17 protein-coding genes are annotated in these 18957 nt (G+C 47.5%); 10 read left to right on the plus strand and 7 right to left on the minus strand.

Going from position 1 to position 18957, the window contains the following annotated elements; translation table 11 throughout:
- The first annotated feature begins 131 nt into the window (after positions 1-131).
- The 4 genes from proB (at position 132) to LVQ79_RS04610 (ending at position 6687) form a co-directional block, all read left to right on the plus strand.
- Positions 132-1235 (plus strand): glutamate 5-kinase, encoded by a 1104-nt coding sequence (proB, locus tag LVQ79_RS04595; protein ID WP_064516501.1) that lies wholly within the window; start codon positions 132-134, stop codon positions 1233-1235.
- A gap of 10 nt (positions 1236-1245) precedes the next feature.
- Entirely contained in the window at positions 1246-2499 is a 1254-nt protein-coding gene (gene proA / locus LVQ79_RS04600; RefSeq protein WP_232864060.1) for a glutamate-5-semialdehyde dehydrogenase, read from the plus strand.
- A gap of 494 nt (positions 2500-2993) precedes the next feature.
- Positions 2994-5933 (plus strand): autotransporter adhesin EhaB, encoded by a 2940-nt coding sequence (gene ehaB / locus LVQ79_RS04605; protein WP_232864061.1) that lies wholly within the window; start codon positions 2994-2996, stop codon positions 5931-5933.
- 133 nt (positions 5934-6066) lie between these two features.
- Entirely contained in the window at positions 6067-6687 is a 621-nt protein-coding gene (locus tag LVQ79_RS04610; protein ID WP_232864062.1) for a helix-turn-helix domain-containing protein, read from the plus strand.
- Positions 6688-6724: 37 nt separating this feature from the next.
- On the opposite strand, the gene ampH is transcribed toward LVQ79_RS04610, so the two are convergent.
- Together ampH and LVQ79_RS04620 are read right to left on the minus strand one after the other, a co-directional pair.
- Positions 6725-7876, minus strand: coding sequence for a D-alanyl-D-alanine-carboxypeptidase/endopeptidase AmpH (gene ampH, locus LVQ79_RS04615; protein WP_370639831.1), 1152 nt, complete (start codon positions 7874-7876; stop codon positions 6725-6727).
- A gap of 177 nt (positions 7877-8053) precedes the next feature.
- On the minus strand, positions 8054-8341 hold the full coding sequence (locus LVQ79_RS04620; RefSeq protein WP_232864063.1) for a hypothetical protein: 288 nt from the start codon (positions 8339-8341) through the stop codon (positions 8054-8056).
- Positions 8342-8737: 396 nt separating this feature from the next.
- On the opposite strand from LVQ79_RS04620, the gene lpxP reads away from it, so the two are divergent.
- The 3 genes from lpxP to sbmA all read left to right on the plus strand — a co-directional run bounded on the left by lpxP (position 8738) and on the right by sbmA (position 11558).
- Positions 8738-9664, plus strand: a complete 927-nt coding sequence (gene lpxP, locus LVQ79_RS04625; protein WP_232864064.1) for a kdo(2)-lipid IV(A) palmitoleoyltransferase — start codon at positions 8738-8740, stop codon at positions 9662-9664.
- Positions 9665-9720: 56 nt separating this feature from the next.
- The gene (locus LVQ79_RS04630) at positions 9721-10242 is read left to right on the plus strand and encodes an isochorismatase family protein (protein ID WP_151995573.1); all 522 of its coding nucleotides are present in this window, start codon (positions 9721-9723) and stop codon (positions 10240-10242) included.
- Positions 10243-10340: 98 nt separating this feature from the next.
- Positions 10341-11558, plus strand: a complete 1218-nt coding sequence (gene sbmA / locus LVQ79_RS04635; protein WP_232864065.1) for a peptide antibiotic transporter SbmA — start codon at positions 10341-10343, stop codon at positions 11556-11558.
- A gap of 34 nt (positions 11559-11592) precedes the next feature.
- On the opposite strand, the gene LVQ79_RS04640 is transcribed toward sbmA, so the two are convergent.
- Genes LVQ79_RS04640 through LVQ79_RS04650 form a run of 3 tightly spaced genes read right to left on the minus strand, consistent with a single transcriptional unit; the run spans position 11593 to position 14793 of the window.
- Positions 11593-13128: a DHA2 family efflux MFS transporter permease subunit gene (locus LVQ79_RS04640; RefSeq protein WP_232864066.1), complete on the minus strand. Its 1536-nt coding sequence runs from the start codon at positions 13126-13128 to the stop codon at positions 11593-11595.
- A 10-nt stretch (positions 13129-13138) separates the two neighbouring features.
- Positions 13139-14317, minus strand: a complete 1179-nt coding sequence (locus LVQ79_RS04645) for an HlyD family secretion protein (protein WP_232864067.1) — start codon at positions 14315-14317, stop codon at positions 13139-13141.
- A gap of 20 nt (positions 14318-14337) precedes the next feature.
- Positions 14338-14793: a MarR family transcriptional regulator gene (locus tag LVQ79_RS04650; protein ID WP_232864068.1), complete on the minus strand. Its 456-nt coding sequence runs from the start codon at positions 14791-14793 to the stop codon at positions 14338-14340.
- Between the two features lie 195 nt (positions 14794-14988).
- Here LVQ79_RS04650 and LVQ79_RS04655 point away from each other — a divergent pair, with 195 nt between their 5' ends.
- Positions 14989-16098 carry a DUF1615 domain-containing protein gene (locus LVQ79_RS04655; protein WP_232864069.1) on the plus strand — a complete coding sequence of 370 codons (1110 nt, stop codon included), beginning with the start codon at positions 14989-14991 and terminating at the stop codon, positions 16096-16098.
- 88 nt (positions 16099-16186) lie between these two features.
- Here LVQ79_RS04655 and LVQ79_RS04660 read toward each other — a convergent pair whose 3' ends face one another.
- On the minus strand, positions 16187-16513 hold the full coding sequence (locus LVQ79_RS04660; RefSeq protein WP_370639828.1) for a DUF2755 family protein: 327 nt from the start codon (positions 16511-16513) through the stop codon (positions 16187-16189).
- Positions 16514-16785: 272 nt separating this feature from the next.
- On the opposite strand from LVQ79_RS04660, the gene LVQ79_RS04665 reads away from it, so the two are divergent.
- On the plus strand, positions 16786-17016 hold the full coding sequence (locus LVQ79_RS04665; RefSeq protein WP_134184091.1) for a DUF2754 family protein: 231 nt from the start codon (positions 16786-16788) through the stop codon (positions 17014-17016).
- 3 nt (positions 17017-17019) lie between these two features.
- Here LVQ79_RS04665 and ddlA read toward each other — a convergent pair whose 3' ends face one another.
- Entirely contained in the window at positions 17020-18120 is a 1101-nt protein-coding gene (ddlA, locus tag LVQ79_RS04670; protein WP_232864070.1) for a D-alanine--D-alanine ligase, read from the minus strand.
- A gap of 133 nt (positions 18121-18253) precedes the next feature.
- Here ddlA and LVQ79_RS04675 point away from each other — a divergent pair, with 133 nt between their 5' ends.
- Positions 18254-18952 (plus strand): extensin-like domain-containing protein, encoded by a 699-nt coding sequence (locus tag LVQ79_RS04675; RefSeq protein WP_232864071.1) that lies wholly within the window; start codon positions 18254-18256, stop codon positions 18950-18952.
- The last annotated feature ends 5 nt before the right edge of the window (positions 18953-18957 follow it).

Raw genomic sequence — 18957 nt, forward strand, 5'->3', positions numbered from 1 at the left:
CGTTACGGTTATCGATCGTTTACGCGAAGTTAACCGTTTTCCGTGCCGGGGCAGTTGGCATTCATCGCGACTCCTGTTACAACGTCATTTGGCATTTTAAATTTCCAATTTCGCTAACACGGCAGAGAATCATGAGTGACAGCCAGACGCTGGTGGTAAAACTAGGCACGAGCGTATTAACCGGTGGCTCACGCCGCCTGAATCGGGCTCATATTGTTGAGCTGGTGCGCCAATGTGCACAACTTCATGCCTCCGGGCATCGTATCGTTATTGTGACGTCTGGGGCGATTGCCGCAGGACGTGAGCATTTGGGCTACCCCGAACTCCCCGCAACTATTGCGTCGAAACAATTACTGGCCGCTGTTGGGCAAAGCAGGTTGATCCAACTCTGGGAACAGCTATTTTCTATCTATGGCATTCATGTTGGGCAGATGCTGCTCACGCGTGCCGATATGGAAGATCGCGAACGTTTCCTGAATGCGCGAGATACCCTGCGAGCGCTGCTGGACAACAATATCGTACCTATAATCAATGAAAACGATGCTGTTGCGACGGCAGAAATTAAAGTTGGCGATAACGATAACCTTTCTGCGCTGGCCGCTATTCTTGCGGGTGCCGATAAGTTACTCCTGCTGACAGATCAACAAGGGTTATTCACTGCTGATCCACGTAATAATCCAGCCGCTGAATTAATTAAAGAAGTCCATGGTATTGATGATGCGCTGCGCGCCATCGCCGGTGATAGTGTTTCCGGGCTTGGGACCGGTGGTATGGGCACTAAATTACAAGCAGCTGATGTTGCCTGCCGTGCTGGAATAGATGTTGTGATTGCGGCAGGAAGCAAACCTGGCGTTATTGGTGATGTGATGGCAGGGACTCCTGTCGGAACACGTTTCCATGCGCAGCAGTCCCCGTTAGAAAATCGTAAGCGTTGGATATTTGGCGCACCGCCAGCCGGTGAAATTACAGTTGATGATGGCGCGCTGGCCGCGATCCTTGAACGTGGTAGTTCTTTACTGCCCAAGGGTATCAAAAATGTGACAGGCAACTTCTCTCGTGGAGAAGTTATTCGCATTCGTAGCCTCGAAGGGCGTGATATTGCCCATGGGGTCTGCCGCTATAACAGCGATGCTTTACGTCGTATTGCGGGCCATCACTCTCAAAAGATCGGTGAAATCCTTGGCTACGAATACGGCCCAGTAGCGGTTCATCGTGACGATATGATTGTTAATTAAGGAGCAGGTAATGCTGGAACAAATGGGCAAAGCCGCTAAAGCGGCTTCTTATCAGATGGCCCTGCTCTCCAGTCGCGAAAAAAATCGTGCGCTGGAACGAATTGCAGATTATCTGGAAGAACAAGCTGAAGGTATTTTAACGGCCAACGAGCAGGATTTAGCTGAAGCAAAAGCCAATGGTTTGAGTGAAGCGATGCTCGATCGCCTACAACTTACACCTTCACGTCTGAAAAGCATCGCCGATGATGTTCGCCAGGTTTGCAATTTGGCCGATCCTGTTGGTCAGGTAATAGATGGGGGCTTGCTTGATAGCGGCCTGCGTCTCGAACGTCGCCGTGTTCCATTAGGTGTCGTAGGGGTAATTTATGAGGCCCGCCCTAACGTAACGGTTGATGTAGCCTCATTGTGTCTAAAAACTGGTAATGCAGCGATTCTACGTGGTGGTAAAGAAACATGGCGTACAAACGCCGCGACAGTAAAAGTTATTCAGCAAGCTCTAATGGAGTGCGGTTTACCAGCGGCGGCCGTTCAGGCGATTGAAAGCCCGGATCGCGCCTTGGTGGGCGAGTTACTGCGCATGGATCGCTACGTAGATATGTTAATTCCGCGCGGTGGTGCTGGTCTGCATAAACTTTGCCGTGAGCAATCCACCATTCCGGTGATAACGGGTGGTATCGGTGTTTGTCATATTTTTGTCGATGAAAGTGCGGAGTTTACTCCTGCGTTGAAAATCATCGTAAATGCGAAAACACAACGCCCAAGCACCTGTAATACGGTGGAAACTTTGCTGGTGCATCAGGAAATTGTCGAAACTTTCCTACCGGCTTTAAGTAAGCAAATGGCAGAGTCTGGCGTTACGTTACATGCGGATGAAAAATCGTTGCTACTTTTGCAAAACGGGCCGGCAGAAGTGCTGCCAGTGAAAGCAGAAGATTACGACGATGAATGGTTGTCATTGCATCTGAATGTGAAAGTTGTCGCTGATATTGATGACGCTATCGATCACATTCGGCAGCACGGCACACAGCACTCAGATGCAATTCTGACGCGTACGTTAAGCCACGCGAATCGCTTTGTGAATGAAGTCGATTCTTCAGCTGTTTACGTGAATGCTTCAACGCGTTTCACCGACGGCGCCCAGTTTGGTTTAGGTGCTGAAGTGGCCGTAAGTACACAAAAACTTCACGCACGTGGTCCAATGGGTCTTGAAGCACTGACGACTTATAAATGGATCGGATTCGGCGACGATACCATTCGCGCATAAGTGAATCAAAGGTAATACATATAAATCTGGAAATTATAAGCTTATATGTATTACCTATCACTTTCTTAAATTAAATGCATCTAGCACATTTGATTTTGAAATGAATCAATATCTCTACTGTTCAATTCTGTACTTCTGCGTATAAAAACCATCAGTTATTTACATGTTGTCTATATTACATATCACACTAACTTAATGTTAATTCACTTCATTTAAATAATATATTAATAAAGGTGATTGATACATTTTATATATGATTTGCTTTTATATTTTTGCATGTCGTTAATATATAGGTAATTATTGGTCATAAGTGCTTGCGGCATCTTTGTGATATTTGTCTTTTTTCGTACTTACTAAATAAATTAATTGAACCATTCGCTATCGGGGCATAATAATCTTTCCGCTAACATCATTACATCTATTAGTGATAACCGCTTATTGCATTGACTATTGATGGACCAACATAAGTTCTAGTCCCTGAGGAGGGATGATAAATGCACTCTTGGAAAAAGAAACTCGTTGTATCACAACTTGCATTAGCCTGCACTTTGGCAATTGCTTCTCAGGCACATGCTGCAAGTAAAGATATCTCAGGTACGACATACAATACATACGTTCACTATAATGATTCTACTTTCGCTGACGGTGTTTACTATCAGGGGTATGTGGGCTGGAATAACTATGGTACTGACAGTGTTTACAATGGAAATATTTACCCAGTAATCAATAAATCTACCGTAAATGGTGTTATTTCCACATATTACCTTGATGATGGTATTTCTACCAACACCAATAACAACAGTCTGACAATCGCAAATAGTACCATTCACGGTATGATAACTTCTGATTGTATGACAACTGAGTGTGTTGACCGCACTACTGGTTATGTTTACGACCGTCTGACGCTGACAGTTGATAATTCAACGATTGATGACAACTACGAACACTATACCTATAACGGTACGTATAATGATGCAGCAGATACGCATATTATAAATGTATACAATAAAGGTACAGCCATCACTCTGGATCAGGAAGTTGATCTATCCATTAAAAATAACTCACACGTTGCGGGTATTACGCTGACTCAGGGTTATGAGTGGGAAGATATTGATGACAACACTGTTAGTACTGGCGTAAATAGCGGTGAGGTGTTCAATAATACCATTACTGTGGCCGATTCTACCGTGACTTCAGGTTCATGGACAGATGAAGGTACATCTGGTTGGTTTGGTAATACCAAGAATGCAAGTGATTATAGCAACACTGTTACTCGTGATGATATTGCGATCTCTGCAATTGCCAACCCGAATGCTGACAATGCCATGCAGACAACTGTTAACCTCAGCAATTCCACGCTGATGGGTGATGTTCTCTTCTCAAGTAACTTTGATGAGAACTTCTTCCCGAATGGTGCTGATTCTTATCGCGATACAGATGCAAGTGTTGATACTAACGGCTGGGATGGTACCGACCGTATGGATGTTACCCTAAATAATGGTAGCAAATGGGTCGGTGCAGCAATGTCTGTTCATCAGGTGGATACTGATGGTGATGGTATTTACGACAGTTCCGCATCAGGTACCGATGCAACTGCAACACTGATCGATATCACTGCTAATAGCCTATGGCCATCATCAACTTTCGGTATCGATAACTCTGATACTGCATACAATGAAGGTCACGTTGCTGGTAACGAAGTTTATCAGAGCGGTCTGTTCAACGTTACGTTGAATGGGCGTTCAGAATGGGATACGACTAAAGCATCTCTGATTGATACATTGAGCATCAACAGCGGTTCTCGGGTAAATGTTGTAGATTCTTCCTTGGTTTCTGACTCAATTGCTTTGACCGGCGGTTCTTCTCTGAATATCGGTGAAGATGGTCATGTTGCAACAGATTCTCTGACTATCAATAATAGTACAGTATCTCTCGCTAGTGATGTGTCTGCAGGCTGGACTGCTGCTGATGCTGCTTTGTATGCAAACACAATCACTGTGACCAACAATGGTCTGTTTGATGTGAAAACTGATCAGTCTAATGTTAGTTCGTTCCGTACTGATGTACTGAATGTAACCAGCACAACTGATAGTGCAGGCAACATCCATGCAGGTACGTTCGACATTCATAGTAACCGTTATGTGCTTGATGCTGATCTGAGCAATGACCGTACGAACGATACTTCTAAGTCTAACTATGGCTATGGTGTTGTCGCTATGAACTCTGATGGTCACCTGACCATTAATGGCAATGGCGACGCTTATGACACAAATCACACAGAAGCAGGCCAAAACGAAGTTGATAACGCAGGTGACGTCGTAGCTGCTGCTACCGGTAACTATAAAGTGCGTATCGACAACGCGACTGGTACAGGTTCTGTTGCTGACTATAAAGGTAACGAGCTGGTCTATGTTAACGACAAGAACAGCACTGCAACCTTCTCTGCTGCTAATAAAGCTGACTTGGGTGCCTACACCTACCAAGCTGAGCAGAAAGGTAACACTGTAGTTCTGAAGCAGGATCGTTTGACTGATTACGCTAATATGGCGTTAAGCATCCCTTCAGCTAACACTAATACCTGGAATTTGGAACAAGACGCTCTGGCGACTCGTCTGGCGAATGGTCGCCATACTCCAAATGGTGATACTGGTGGTGCCTGGGTTACTTATATCGGCGGTGGCTTCTCTGGCGATAACGGCACGCTGAACTACGATCAAGACGTAAATGGCATCATGGTTGGTTTGGATAAGCAGATCGACGGCAACTCGGCTAAATGGACTATCGGTGCAGCAGCAGGCTTTGCGAAAGGCAGCATCAGCGATAACAGCGGTAATGTCGATCAAGACAGCCAATCTGCTCGTATCTACTCTTCAGCTCGTTTCCAGAACAATATTTTCCTGGATTCAACGTTGAGCTATAGCCACTACAGCAACGATTTGACTGCACGCATGAGTAACGGATCTGCGGTTGATGGCGATATTTCTTCTGATGCCTGGGGCTTCGGTATGAAACTCGGCTATGACTGGCAGATTAATCAGCAAGGTTACCTGACTCCATATGCTTCTATCTCTGGCTTGTTCCAGGATGGCGACAACTATCAACTTAGTAATAATATGAAAGTGGGTAGCCAGTCATATGACAGCATGCGTTATGAGTTGGGTATGGATGCGGGATACACCTTCAACTACGGTGATCAAGCTCTGACTCCTTACTTCAAACTGGCGTACGTCTATGATGATTCAAACGGCAACAGTGCTAATGTCAACGGTGATGACATCGACAATGGTGTTGAAGGTTCAGCTGTACGTGTAGGTCTGGGTAGCCAGTTCAGCTTTACCAAAAACTTCGCAGCTTATGCTGACACTAACTATCTCGGTGGTGGCGATGTTGATCAGGATTGGTCAGCAAATGTTGGTGTTAAGTACATCTGGTAATAATATAATGAATGACGTGGTTCAAACGATAATCTGAACCATATCTAATATGAATATATTAACAGTAATAAATGCCTGTCTCGAATAGAGACAGGCATTTTCTTGTGGCTCTTAAGATAAAGGAATATCGATTATGCATATGAAACCATTAACCCAGCTCGAAGCTATTCGCAGCAGGTTGGTGGACGCAGGCAAGAGGTTCAATTTGCCTGCAGACAGTGAATTAGGGATGTTCAATGAAGATAACGAGCAACTTATTTTGTTCTTTAGTGAGGGGACGATTGTACTACATCGAGAAGTTGATGGACTTTTGATGGATCTTATATCGGCGCCAACATGTATTGGCCTGGCAAATATATTGAAACCTTCTCAATTTAAATACCGAGTAATTACTCAAACTGATTGTCAGGGATTTACTATTCCCGTAAGCCTTGCATTAGAAATCATCGAAAGAAATAAACTGTGGCAACAGGTTTGTCACTGGACCACCTTCCTATTACATAGTCTTGAGAGTCGTGATGCTCGTTTCATTGGTGCATCAAAGTATTCTCAAATTCGAGCGACCTTGCTCATTATGGATTCATGGAGTCCTGAATTACGTGAGCGTACAGGTGTCATAACGTTTGTACAAAAAAGAACTAAAATATCACGCTCAGTTATTGCGGAAATTTTATCTGCTTTACGCAAAGGTAATTATATTGAGATGGACAAAGGTAAGCTTAAATCAGTCAATCGTTTACCGACTAGTTATTAAAAAATAAGCAGGTCGGCATACCGACCTGCTTTACCACTTAAGAGGCGGGGCTAGTCTGTGGGGTAAACCCACTTAATTCTGAAACTAAATCATTCACACCATTACTCATATTCACGAAACGAGTTAATGATGAGCGAGTGACAACGACAAAAACGCCGACATTGCTTTCCGGGACCATTGCCATATAAGTGATGAAGCCACCACCACCACCAGTTTTCTGCACAATACCTGGTCGGCCATTTTTAGGCGCCATATATACCCAGCCAAGCCCTAAAGCATCTGCTTTTCCTGGGACATCCATGCCGATCACTTTAGTCAGTTGAGTACGTTGATAGATAAGCGTCTGCATTCTGTCTGCCTGGGTATTACGGCGATGGAAATCAGAGCTCAGGAATTGCTGCATCCAGCGCATCATGTCATCAGGCGTGGAGTAAACACCACCGCTTCCAATTGCCGCAAGTGTGTTATCGCACGGGCTCGCCCCTTTTTCAGCGACCATCAGGCGTTTGCACTGGTCAGGTGAAGGAGTGAACGTGGTGTCCTTCATCCCTAGTGGGCGAGTTATCTGTTCTTCGAACAGTGCGGGATACGGTTTCCCTGCTGCCTGAGACAGGGCATCAGCCAGCAAGTCAAAAGCAAGGTTTGAATAAGCGGCGATAGTACCTGGAGAGCTCTTTAAACTTGCAGTGGCAAGCCAGTTCCAGCGCTGATCGCGTGTCGGCCAGGTAAACACAGTTCGATGAGCCGCACCGCCGGGTTGTTCACGGGGTAAGGCACTTGTATGCGTAGCCAGATTAACAAGAGTGATGGGGTTACCATTGTATGTTGGGACCCTGGCTCCCGACGGGGCATATTTACTTAACGGATCATTAAGCTGAACTTTTCCCTGATCCAACATTTTTACCAACATCTCACTGGTCATCAGCTTGGTCAACGATGCAATGCGGATAACAGAGTCAAGCTGCGGACGGACGTTATTTCCGGGCCGTGTTTCACCAAAGCTTCTGAAAACGCGCTGATTACCATCAATCACTACCATTGCCATACCCGTAGCTCCGCTGCCGTAATAAATATGGTTGGCATAACGGTCTGCAATCTCGGAGGCAAAAACCGGATCGGGAGATGTTTGTGCAAAGCTCAAAATTGGCAGCGCAGCAATAACGAGCGCCGCAAGACGCGGGAGAAGAATTTTCAACGCAGGTAATCCATAAACGAAGAGAAGCGATATTGATCGTATTTATACTACTCTATGGCGCTGCGCAAACGCGGAAAATGAGGAATGTGATAAGAAAAAGCGTAACGCGCCATTTCAACGAGTTTTTCGCTCAGTAATGCACCACTGCTTGTCGCCGTGGTGCACCTGATATTAGTTAGTTTTTTGTACGTCTTTCTGCGTTACGTCGTCAGTTGTGCCGCCTTTTTTAAGCATTTTATCGTCGCCTTTGTGCTCAGAACGCATTTCGTGCCCTGATTCGCAGCCTTTTTTGTTTTCGTTTCCAGCTGCACGGCAGTCATCAATAATATGGCCCGGGTTATTGAGTTGTTCTTTCTCAGCCTGCATACCTGAGGTACTGGTAGCTGGGTTTTCGGCAAATGCTCCTGCGGATGCGAACAAAAGAGTGCTTGAAAATAAGGCTAATGTTAGTTTTTTCATAGGGCCAGGTTCCTGAAGTATGTAGGGAAATCCCAATAAGTATTGGCACAAATATCGGTTTGCGACAGGTGAAAAGATGAAAATTTATTCATCAGGAATGGGGGAGTGATTGGTTGCGTTTTACCTTAGAAAGAACAAAATCAGACTTTTGTTGTCTGTTTTTTGAGCTTAAAAGTGCGTATAACGCCTGTTGCTGATGTAATTGTAGGAAATAAGCAAAAAAACTGACAACTCCTATACATAGCTTGATCAGAAAATGCGTATCATCAGCGGAACATTGATTACTGTGCTGCAACTATTACTGCCCGATCGCGTCTTAGTTATGGCACCTCGCTGTACCGCTAATGATTTAACTCCTTATGCGATACACACCAATTACGCATAAAGAAGCAGAAAATGTCTAGCAAACCGTCATTTCGAAAAGATCTCCTTCACCCTCGCTATTGGCTGACCTGGTTTGGTCTTGCCATCTTGTGGCTTTGGGTGCAACTGCCATATCCCGTGCTGCTTAAAATGGGCGACTTAATTGGTCGGGCATCAATGCGTTTTCTTAAACGCCGGGTTTCTATTGCTCGTCAGAATCTCAAACTTTGCTTCCCGCATTATAGCGACGTGCAAATTGAAGAACTCGTTAAGCAGAATTTCTCCTCGTTGGGGATGGGGTTGATTGAAACAGGAATGGCCTGGTTTTGGTCTGATGCGCGGGTTCGGAAATGGTTTGATGTTAGCGGCCTTGAACACATCACTGCAGCTAGTGATAAAGGGAAAGGCGTTCTGGCCATTGGCGTGCATTTCATGTCGCTGGAATTAGGTGGCCGCGTCATGGGCCTTTGCCGACCAATGATGGCGATGTATCGCCCACACAATAATAAAGCGATGGAGTTCGTGCAGACCCGTGGTCGCTCTCGTTCCAATAAAGCCATGATCGACAGGCGTAACTTGAAAGGCATGGTGAAGGCGCTTAAGTCCGGTGAAGCGGTGTGGTTTGCACCCGATCAGGATTACGGCCCAAAAGGCAGTTCATTTGCACCCTTCTTCGCTGTACCGCAGGCAGCAACCACCAACGGGACTTACACTATTGCCCGTCTGGCGAAGCCTGTGCTTCTTACAATTGTTCTGTACCGTAAATCTGATGGCTCAGGTTATCAGTTGGTTATTGGGCCAGAGATGAATGATTACCCGCTCGATGATGAACAAGCCGCAGCGGCATATATGAACCGTAAAATTGAGCATGAAATTATGCGTGCGCCAGAACAGTACCTTTGGTTGCATCGTCGTTTTAAAACCCGGCCTGACGGTCAACCCAAACTTTACACGGTTTAAAGCAAAACCAGGCTTATGCTACGCTCATGACTTCCTTGTTCATTGAGAGCTTAATTATGCCTGCCCAACGTGTACTGATGGTTATCGATATGCAAAACGGGGTATTTGATACCCCACGTTTTAACCGTGAAACCTGCACGACTCGTATTAACCAACTGATCGATGCCGCAGAAAAAGTTATTTTCATCCAACATACAGAACCTGGCTTTGAGCAGGGGAGCACGGCGTTTAGTTTGTTACCTGAGCTAATACAGCCAGCCGATGCGCTGTATGTAACCAAAACAGCCTGTGACGCTTTTTATCGCACGGAACTTGATGAACTGCTTCAACGCCACAAAATAAACGAATTTGTGGTGTGCGGTTGTGCCACAGATTATTGCGTGGACGCTACTATTAAAAATGGAGCCAGTCGCGGCTATGCCATGACTGTTGCCCTTGACGCCCATACCACAGCAAATCGTCCGGCGGCTCTTGCTGAAGTGTTGATCGAGCATTACAACGATGTCTGGCGTAACTTTACGATTCCTGGAAATACTCTGCGGGTAAAATCTACCGCAGAAATCCTTGAGCAATGGTAGAGCTGCACTAACCCTTACATCTCTTGATACAACATTCAGTGAGCCTTATTTTTCCGGGAAAGTTATAACAATAAGAGTGTGTTTTCAGGAGTGTTGTAATGTTTAAATCGTTTTTCCCACGCCCGACAGCATTTTTCGTGTCGGCTTTTATCTGGGCAATGATCGCCGTTATTTTCTGGCAGGCTGGTGGAGGCAACTGGCTTGAGCATATCACCGGCGCGAGTGGCGAAGTGCCAATCAGTGCTGCTCGTTTCTGGTCGATAAGCTATCTAGTGTTTTACGCCTATTACGCTCTTTGCGTGGGTATGTTTGCACTATTCTGGTTTATCTACAGCCCGCACCGTTGGCAGTATTGGTCTATTCTCGGCTCCTCGCTGATTATTTTCGTGACCTGGTTCCTGGTGGAAGTCGGGGTGGCGGTGAATGCGTGGTATGCCCCATTCTACGATTTAATCCAGACTGCGCTCAGTTCTCCCCATAAAGTGACCATTGAGCAGTTCTATCATGAGGTTGGCGTATTTCTCGGTATTGCACTGATTGCGGTGATCGTTGGTGTGATGAATAACTTTTTCGTCAGCCACTATGTCTTCCGCTGGCGTACCGCAATGAACGAATACTACATGGAGAACTGGCAGATGCTGCGCCATATCGAAGGTGCCGCACAGCGTGTGCAGGAAGATACCATGCGCTTTGCTTCCACTCTCGAAGATATGGGCGTCAGCTTTATTAACGCGATTATGACGTTAATTGCCTTCCTGCCTGTGTTAGTCACTCTGTCAGCTCACGTTCCAGATTTACCGATTGTTGGGCATATTCCTTACGGTCTGGTGATTGCTGCCATTATCTGGTCACTTCTGGGAACAGGGTTGCTGGCTGTGGTAGGGATTAAACTGCCAGGGCTTGAGTTCAAAAATCAGCGTGTTGAAGCGGCGTACCGTAAAGAGCTGGTTTATGGCGAGGACGACCCATCTCGTGCTTCTCCACCAACAGTAAAAGAGCTGTTTGATGGTGTGCGCAGAAACTATTTCCGACTCTATTTCCATTATATGTACTTCAACATTGCACGTATTCTCTACTTGCAGGTTGATAATGTGTTCGGCTTGTTCCTGCTGTTCCCATCGATTGTGGCTGGGACTATTACGCTTGGCTTGATGACGCAAATCACCAACGTGTTTGGTCAGGTTCGTGGTTCATTCCAGTATTTGATTAGCTCGTGGACTACGCTTGTTGAGCTGATGTCTATCTATAAACGTCTGCGCAGCTTTGAGCGCACGTTGCAGGATATTCCGGTAGAAGCAGCGAGCGAGTCAGTCTAAAAAAATGGGCGGGAATTTTCCCCGCCCATTTAATTTAATGCCCCGCAGACGGAGCGCTTGGTGCGCCCGAACGTACAAACGGCGGGCGCGCGAACCAAATCACGATAATCAGCGCCATAAACCCCCAGCCTAAAATCCAGAAATAATCGATGGTCGACATCATGTACGCCTGCTGCTCAATGGTTTTATCGATAAACGCCATATGCTGCTGCGTCGCGCCACCCATTTTATCCAGATAATCCACCGCCGCCGGGTTGTAGTTGGATACGCTCTCCGTAAGGTTGGCGTGATGGAAAACCTCACGGCGCGACCAAATCCACGTCGTCAGTGAAGAGGCAAACGAGCCGCCTAACACGCGGAAGAACGTCGCCAGGCCGGAACCTTCTGCCACTTGCGCACCGTTCAAATTCGACAGCACAATGGTGGTAATCGGCATAAAGAAGAACGCCACGCCAATCCCCATAAACAACTGCACTTCGGCGATAGTGCGGAAATCCACATCGGTGTTGAACTGCGCGCGAATCAGACAAGACGCGCCCATGGTCAGGAACGACAGCGAAGCCAGAATGCGCAGATCAAACTTACTGGCGTAGCGCCCGATAATCGGCGTCATCATTAGCGGTAACACCCCCATTGGCGCGGCGGCAAGCCCGGCCCAAATCGCGGTATAACCCATCTGCGTTTGCAGCCATTGTGGCAAAATAATATTGATGGCAAAGAATGCGGCATAACCCAATGTGAGCGACAGCGTGCCAATCGCAAAGTTGCGATCCTTAAACAGGCGCAGGTTCACAATCGGGTGGCGTTCGCCCAGTTCCCACATCACAAACGAAACCAGTGAGATAGCCGAAATGACCGACATAATAATAATGTGCGGCGAGGCGAACCAGTCGAGATCGTTGCCTTTATCCAGCACCACCTGTAGCAGCCCAACGCCAAGCACCAACAACGCAATACCGATATAGTCGATTGGCGCGTGTGTCGTGGTTTCTTCGCGAGCACGTAACTGCGTCCAGACCACAATCGAGGCGAAAATCCCAATCGGCACGTTGATATAGAAAATCCACGGCCACGAGTAATTATCGGTGATCCAACCGCCGGTAATCGGCCCGACAATCGGCGCAACCACGGTCACCATCGACAGCAGCGCCAGCGCCATACTGCGTTTGCTGGAGGGGAATATAACCAGCAGCAGCGTCTGGCACATCGGGAACATTGGCCCGGCGAAGAAACCTTGCAGCGCGCGGAAGAAAATCAGCTCGGTCATGCTGTGTGCAAAACCGCACAGGAACGAGGTGAGGGTGAACATCACCACCGAGCCAATAAACAGCTTGAGCTGCCCAAAGCGCCGGGTAAACCAGCCGGTCAGCGGTAGGGCAATAGCGTTACACACTGCAAACGAAGTGATAACCCACGTGCCTTGATCCGCACTGACGCCGAGATTACCGGCGATGGTCGGCAACGCCACGTTGGCGATGGTGGAATCCAGCACCTGCATAAATGTAGCCAGCGACAGCGCGAGCACCGCCAGCCACATATTGGGAGGCGTAAATGCAGCCTTATCTTGCATAACGTCTCTCTTAACGGGCGCTTGCGGCTACCGTTTTGCTATTGTCATGAAGGATTTTAGCCACCAGTTTGTCCGCTTCAGCCAGCGGGTTTTGATACACATCCGTGGTGAAACGCGGGGCGCTAACCGTTTGCTGTGGCAGAAGATGGCCGCCTTCATCACGAATATCGACACGGACATTCATCGACAGACCCACGCGCAATGGGTGCTTCTGCATATCATGTGGATCAAGTGTGATACGAACAGGCAAACGCTGAACAATCTTGATCCAGTTACCGCTGGCGTTCTGGGCAGGCAGCAGTGAGAACGCGCTACCGGTGCCAATCCCCAGGCTTTCAATCGTGCCGTGGTATTCCACATCATCACCGTACAGATCGGCGTTGAGCGTCACTTTTTGCCCCAGGCGCATGGTGTTCATTTGGCTTTCTTTAAAGTTGGCATCCACCCACACTTCATTGAGCGGCACGATAGCCAGAAGCGTGGTGCCTGAAGTCACTCGCATCCCCAGTTGCACGGCGCGTTTAGCGACAAACCCGCTTACCGGCGCAACGATAGTGCTACGTGAGTTATCAAGGTAACGCTGGCGAAGAGTGGCGACCGCGCTTTTGATCTCTGGATGGCTATCAATAACGGTGTCATCCACCATCGCGGTATTGGTGCGTAACGCCTCTTGTGCGGCGGCCAAATCACTCTGTGCGCTGGTCACAGCGTCGCGGTAATGGGAAAGATCTTCAGCCGCTATAGCGCCGGTTGAGAAGATTTTCTGGCGGCGAGCGTAATCGTTTTGCGCCGTTTGCAGGGCGACTTTTTTCGCTGCGACTTGTGCACGGTAATTATCCGCAGTGCTGTACAACCCGCGAACCTGGCGAACGGTATTCGCCAGATTGGCCTCCGCTTGCTGAAGCGCGATTTCGGTATCACTCGGATCAAGCAGCACCAGCGGCTGGCCTTTTTGCACATAATCACCTTCGTCAACGCTCACCTGCGTCACCGTGCCTGCAATCTGCGGCGTTAACGTGACCTGGTTGCCATTCACATAGGCGTCGTCAGTTGACTCGTAATAACGCGCATATAACAAATACCAGGCCAGACACCCCGCGGCTGCCAGCACAAGAATCAGGATAAGAATAATAAAATTACGTTTGCGCTTACTGGAACGCTGAACGTGGACTTCTGGAGTGGTTTCCATTATTTGGCCTTTATTCGCTGTTATCGATGTGGCGCAGTAATGTCGTCGGGCAACATTTTGGTAATCAACGCTACCAATTGTTCCGATTCATCCTGCGTCAGGCGTGCGGTGAGATCGCCGATGATTGAGGCGAGCGCTTCATTTTGAAAATGGTCGCAAATTATCTGGCCTTTATCGGTCAGAGCCAGAATCACCTGGCGCTTATCGTGTGGATTTGGGGAGCGAACGATCAGTTCGCGTTTGACCATACGATCAACCATGCGGCTCATTGCGCCAGCATCCATCACTAGAGTTTTGCTGATTTCGACCGGGCTTGTGACGCCTTTATAAATATTAATCAGCACCTTAAATTGCGCGGCGGTAATATCCATACCAGAGAAATACTGGCTGATAAGCTGGTCTTTAAACTGGTTCGCAAGGTGGATAAGCAAACCGAGATGAAATTTGTTGTCGATAATACCCGGATTGTTTTTCATGATATCTGCCTGGTCAGTAATTACATGTGAAATTACTGACCAGGCAGATAAGTGTCAAGTTTATGTCAAGAAGATCGCACTTTATGTCAGCGAGCCGATGGCCCTTAGCATTTATCAGTCAATCTCTGATAAACGGCAGATTGCAGAACTGCTATTGTTTCATCCTGCGTTAGAAAACAATTACAACGGAACGTTATGACCACAGTCACTTTAAGCAGACAGCATGGGCTTTTTGCCCTCAGCCTCGGTGCTATTTTTGTCCTGGCTGGGTGTGCCACTAAAAGCACGCCCTCTGTTTCGGAAACCAAAAAACCTGTTGATGTTGAAAGTGTAGTGAAGCAAAAAATCCCTGCCAGCGTGAAAGACCGCAACAGTTGGGCTAAGGATTTGGCAACCACGTTTAAGAGCCAGAATATTGCCCCAAGTGAAGAGAATATCTGTTCGGTGTTGGCGGTGGCGCAGCAGGAATCCAATTTGGTTGCTGACCCGGCGGTGCCAAATCTAAACAAAATTGCCTGGAAGGAGATCGACCGTCGCGCTGAAAAAATGCATATCCCGGTTTTTCTGGTCCACACCGCGTTATTAATTAAATCGCCAAATGGGAAGAGCTACAGCGAGCGCCTGGATAATGTGAAAACCGAAGGGCAGCTGAGTGCGATCTTTGATGATTTTATCGACATGGTACCAATGGGGCAGAAACTTTTCGGCAATCTGAACCCGGTACACACTGGCGGGCCAATGCAAGTTAGCATCGCTTTTGCTGAGCAGCACACTTCAGGTTACCCGTGGAAGATGGAAGGCACAGTGCGCCAGGAAGTGTTCACTCGGCGTGGTGGATTATGGTTCGGTACCTATCATTTGCTGAATTACCCGGCAAATTATACTCAGCCGCTATATCGTTTTGCCGACTTCAATGCGGGCTGGTACGCCAGTCGTAATGCGGCATTCCAGAGTGCGGTCAGTAAGGCAACCGGTGTGAAACTGGAGCTGGATGGCGACTTAATTTTATATAACACCGACAAAGCAGGCAGCACTGAACTGGCAGTAAGGAAACTGGCAGGCAAACTCGACATGGGCGAAAGCCAGATTCATCGTGCTTTGCAAAAAGGTGACAGCATCGACTTCGAAAAAACGGAGTTATACCAGCAGGTTTATGCGATAGCAGAGAAAAAAGCGGGCAAGAAATTGCCGCGTGAAATGTTGCCGGGTATTACGCTTGAGAGTCCGAAAATTACGCGTAATTTGACGACAGCATGGTTTGCAAAGCGGGTTGATGAGCGGCGTGCAGCCTGTATGAAATTGTAAGTCAGACTGCCAGGGCGGCTAAGTGGGTGATACTTTGCTTACCCGCCCTACGAACGAAGTTTTCGGCTCTGCATTGGATAAGACACCTTTAAAAATGGTGGCGTTGGTAGAATTTTAGCGCAAGGCTAATCAAACCGATGACCGTACATCCTGCGAGGAATGGCACCAGTCCAAATACAGTGCTTACTGCAAATCCCATTTCAATGTGCGGACGTGACGCATCATTACCCTGCGCGAGATGTTCAAGTACTCCAGGAGAGTGAACCATCAAACTCAGTATCTGCGTACCGACCCAAAAGCAGAACAAAATGAACACAGCGTAAGCCAGATTACTCCGGGTAGATCCCTCTGCTTTCGTTGTTGAAATCGTGGTTATTACAGGAACAACCTGTTTCGACAAACTCATATCAGCCATCACGACCTCCCATGCAACAGTAAAACGATTCAGGCTGCGGCCTGCTACTTCAATTGCGTTGAGTTTGGCAGGTCATATGGGTTGTCAATATCAGATTGTTGGTAATTTAACGGGCGGAATGCTCCTGGTTTGTGAATGTATGTTTGAGATCACATATTTGTAACTTAAATGGAATTTGCGTAACAATATTCTGTTTAGCCCGCATTAACGTGCGGATTCTCGTTTCTCCCTATGCCACAATAAGTCCTCTTTTTGCCCTGACGGATTGCACCATGTCTGCGAAAACACTCTCTTTAAAAATGCGCCGTGACTGGCACTATTACGCTGTAGCGATTGGTTTGATCTTTATTTTGAATGGTGTGATTGGCTTGCTGGGGTTTAAAACCGAAGGCTGGCAAAATTATGCTGTTGGGCTTGTGACTTGGGTAATTTGTTTCTGGCTGGCTGGGTTTATTATTCGCCGTCGTCCAGAACCCGAGGATACGGAGACGGCGAAAGAGTAAGGCTTAGGCCGTAATCGAACTCTTCAGAGCGCAATCTTGTAGATGGCGCTCAAGAGCCAGTTCAATTAAACGTGTAATCAGTGTCTGATAATCTAAACCGCTTGCCTGCCACAGTTTTGGATACATGCTGATATTAGTAAAACCTGGCAGTGTGTTGATCTCATTGATAATGACTTCATTATCAGCTGTCAGGAATACGTCAACTCGCGCCATTCCGCTGCATTCCAGGGTCTGATAAGCACGTACTGCAATCTCACGGATTTTGTCGTTAATATCTGCCGGGATAGATGCAGGAACAACAACTTGCGCGCCTTTATCATCGATGTACTTAGTGTCGTAAGAGTAGAAATCACTGCTTACCACCACTTCACCACAGGTACTCGCTTGTGGCTCATCGTTACCTAACACAGCACATTCAATCTCACGGCCTTTAATGCCGGTTTCCACCACAACTTTATGGTCAAACTCGAAGGCTAACGTGACTGCCGTTTCATATTGCTCAGCGGTGTTTATTTTGCTGACGCCGACGGATGAACCCTGGTTGGCAGGTTTAATAAACAATGGCAGGCCAAGTTTTGCTTCGACTTCGGCAAAGCTGGTTTTGTTTCGGTTTGAACGGGTGAGGGTAATAAATGGAGCAACATTCAGACCAGCGTCACGTAACAGGCGCTTAGTGACATCTTTGTCCATGCTTACGGCTGAACCCAGCACACCTGAGCCAACGAATGGTAAGTTAGCCATGCGCAGCATGCCTTGCAAAGAGCCATCTTCGCCCAACGTGCCGTGAACAATCGGGAAAATGACATCTACAGGCGCTAAAAACTCGGCGGAGGAGGATTCAATCAGTTGGTTTTCTGTTTGACCAGGCACTACGGCAACATTAGTCCCTGAGCGATTCAGAGCGATTAATGCCGGGTTTTCTGCATTTAACAGATAGTTGGACGCATCATTGATATGCCACTGGCCTTGTTTATCAATACCCAGTAACACGACTTCAAACTTTGATTTATCAATGGCGTCGACAATATTTTTCGCCGACTGTAATGAAACTTCGTGCTCAGCTGACTTGCCCCCAAACACGATACCAACCCGCAGTTTTGCCATGCCCAAATCCATCCTTAAACAGTACAAAGGCGGACAACATACCACGCTCATTACGAGGATTCATGTGCTTCCTGCCGCTTAAAACCGACCGGCTTCTATAATGATTATTCCGTAAACAATATCAGGTGATGGGATGGCAAAAGGAGTGACGATTGTGATTGGAATGGTCATCGTGGCGACGGCTGGCTTTTGGCTCTATGAGCGGCTGCCCGCGCAGTACAATCCGTTTGCCCCACTTTCCATTGATGACCCGCCGACGCTGGTCACGCGCTATAAACTCCGGGCGTTGGCTAATCATCCGCAAGCCTGCCTTGCACTGTTAGAACAGGCAAAATCCCGTGGGCAGCTGAATTTCCGTAGGGTGTCCGATACCACTGGCAATTGCCCGCTGACCGATGCTGTACGCGTGCAGGATTTTGGCAGTGTTACGCTGAGCAGCAGTTTTCTGGCTAGTTGCCCATTGGCAGTAAGCAGCACAATGTTTGTTCACCAACGCGCGGCACCGCTAGCGCAAACAGAATTTGACAGCAAACTCACACGCATTAATCACTTAGGCAGTTTCGCCTGTCGGAATATTTACAATCGAGAAGGCGCTCGTTTAAGCGAGCATGCCACGGCGGATGCGCTGGATATCAGTGGATTTGGTTTTGCCAACAAGCAACAAATCAGCGTCCTGAAGGGTTGGCGTGCGAATGGGAAAGGGCGGGAATATCTTCATGCCGTGTTTGAAAATGGCTGCCCATTTTTTGGCAACTCCCTCGGACCAGAATACAACGCAGCGCATGCTGACCATTTCCATCTCGGGATGCGCGGCCATGGGCTTTGTCGATAAAATTA

It is taken from the genome of Buttiauxella cochleicola (assembly GCF_021282405.1).
GTDB classification, from domain to species: domain Bacteria; phylum Pseudomonadota; class Gammaproteobacteria; order Enterobacterales; family Enterobacteriaceae; genus Buttiauxella; species Buttiauxella massiliensis.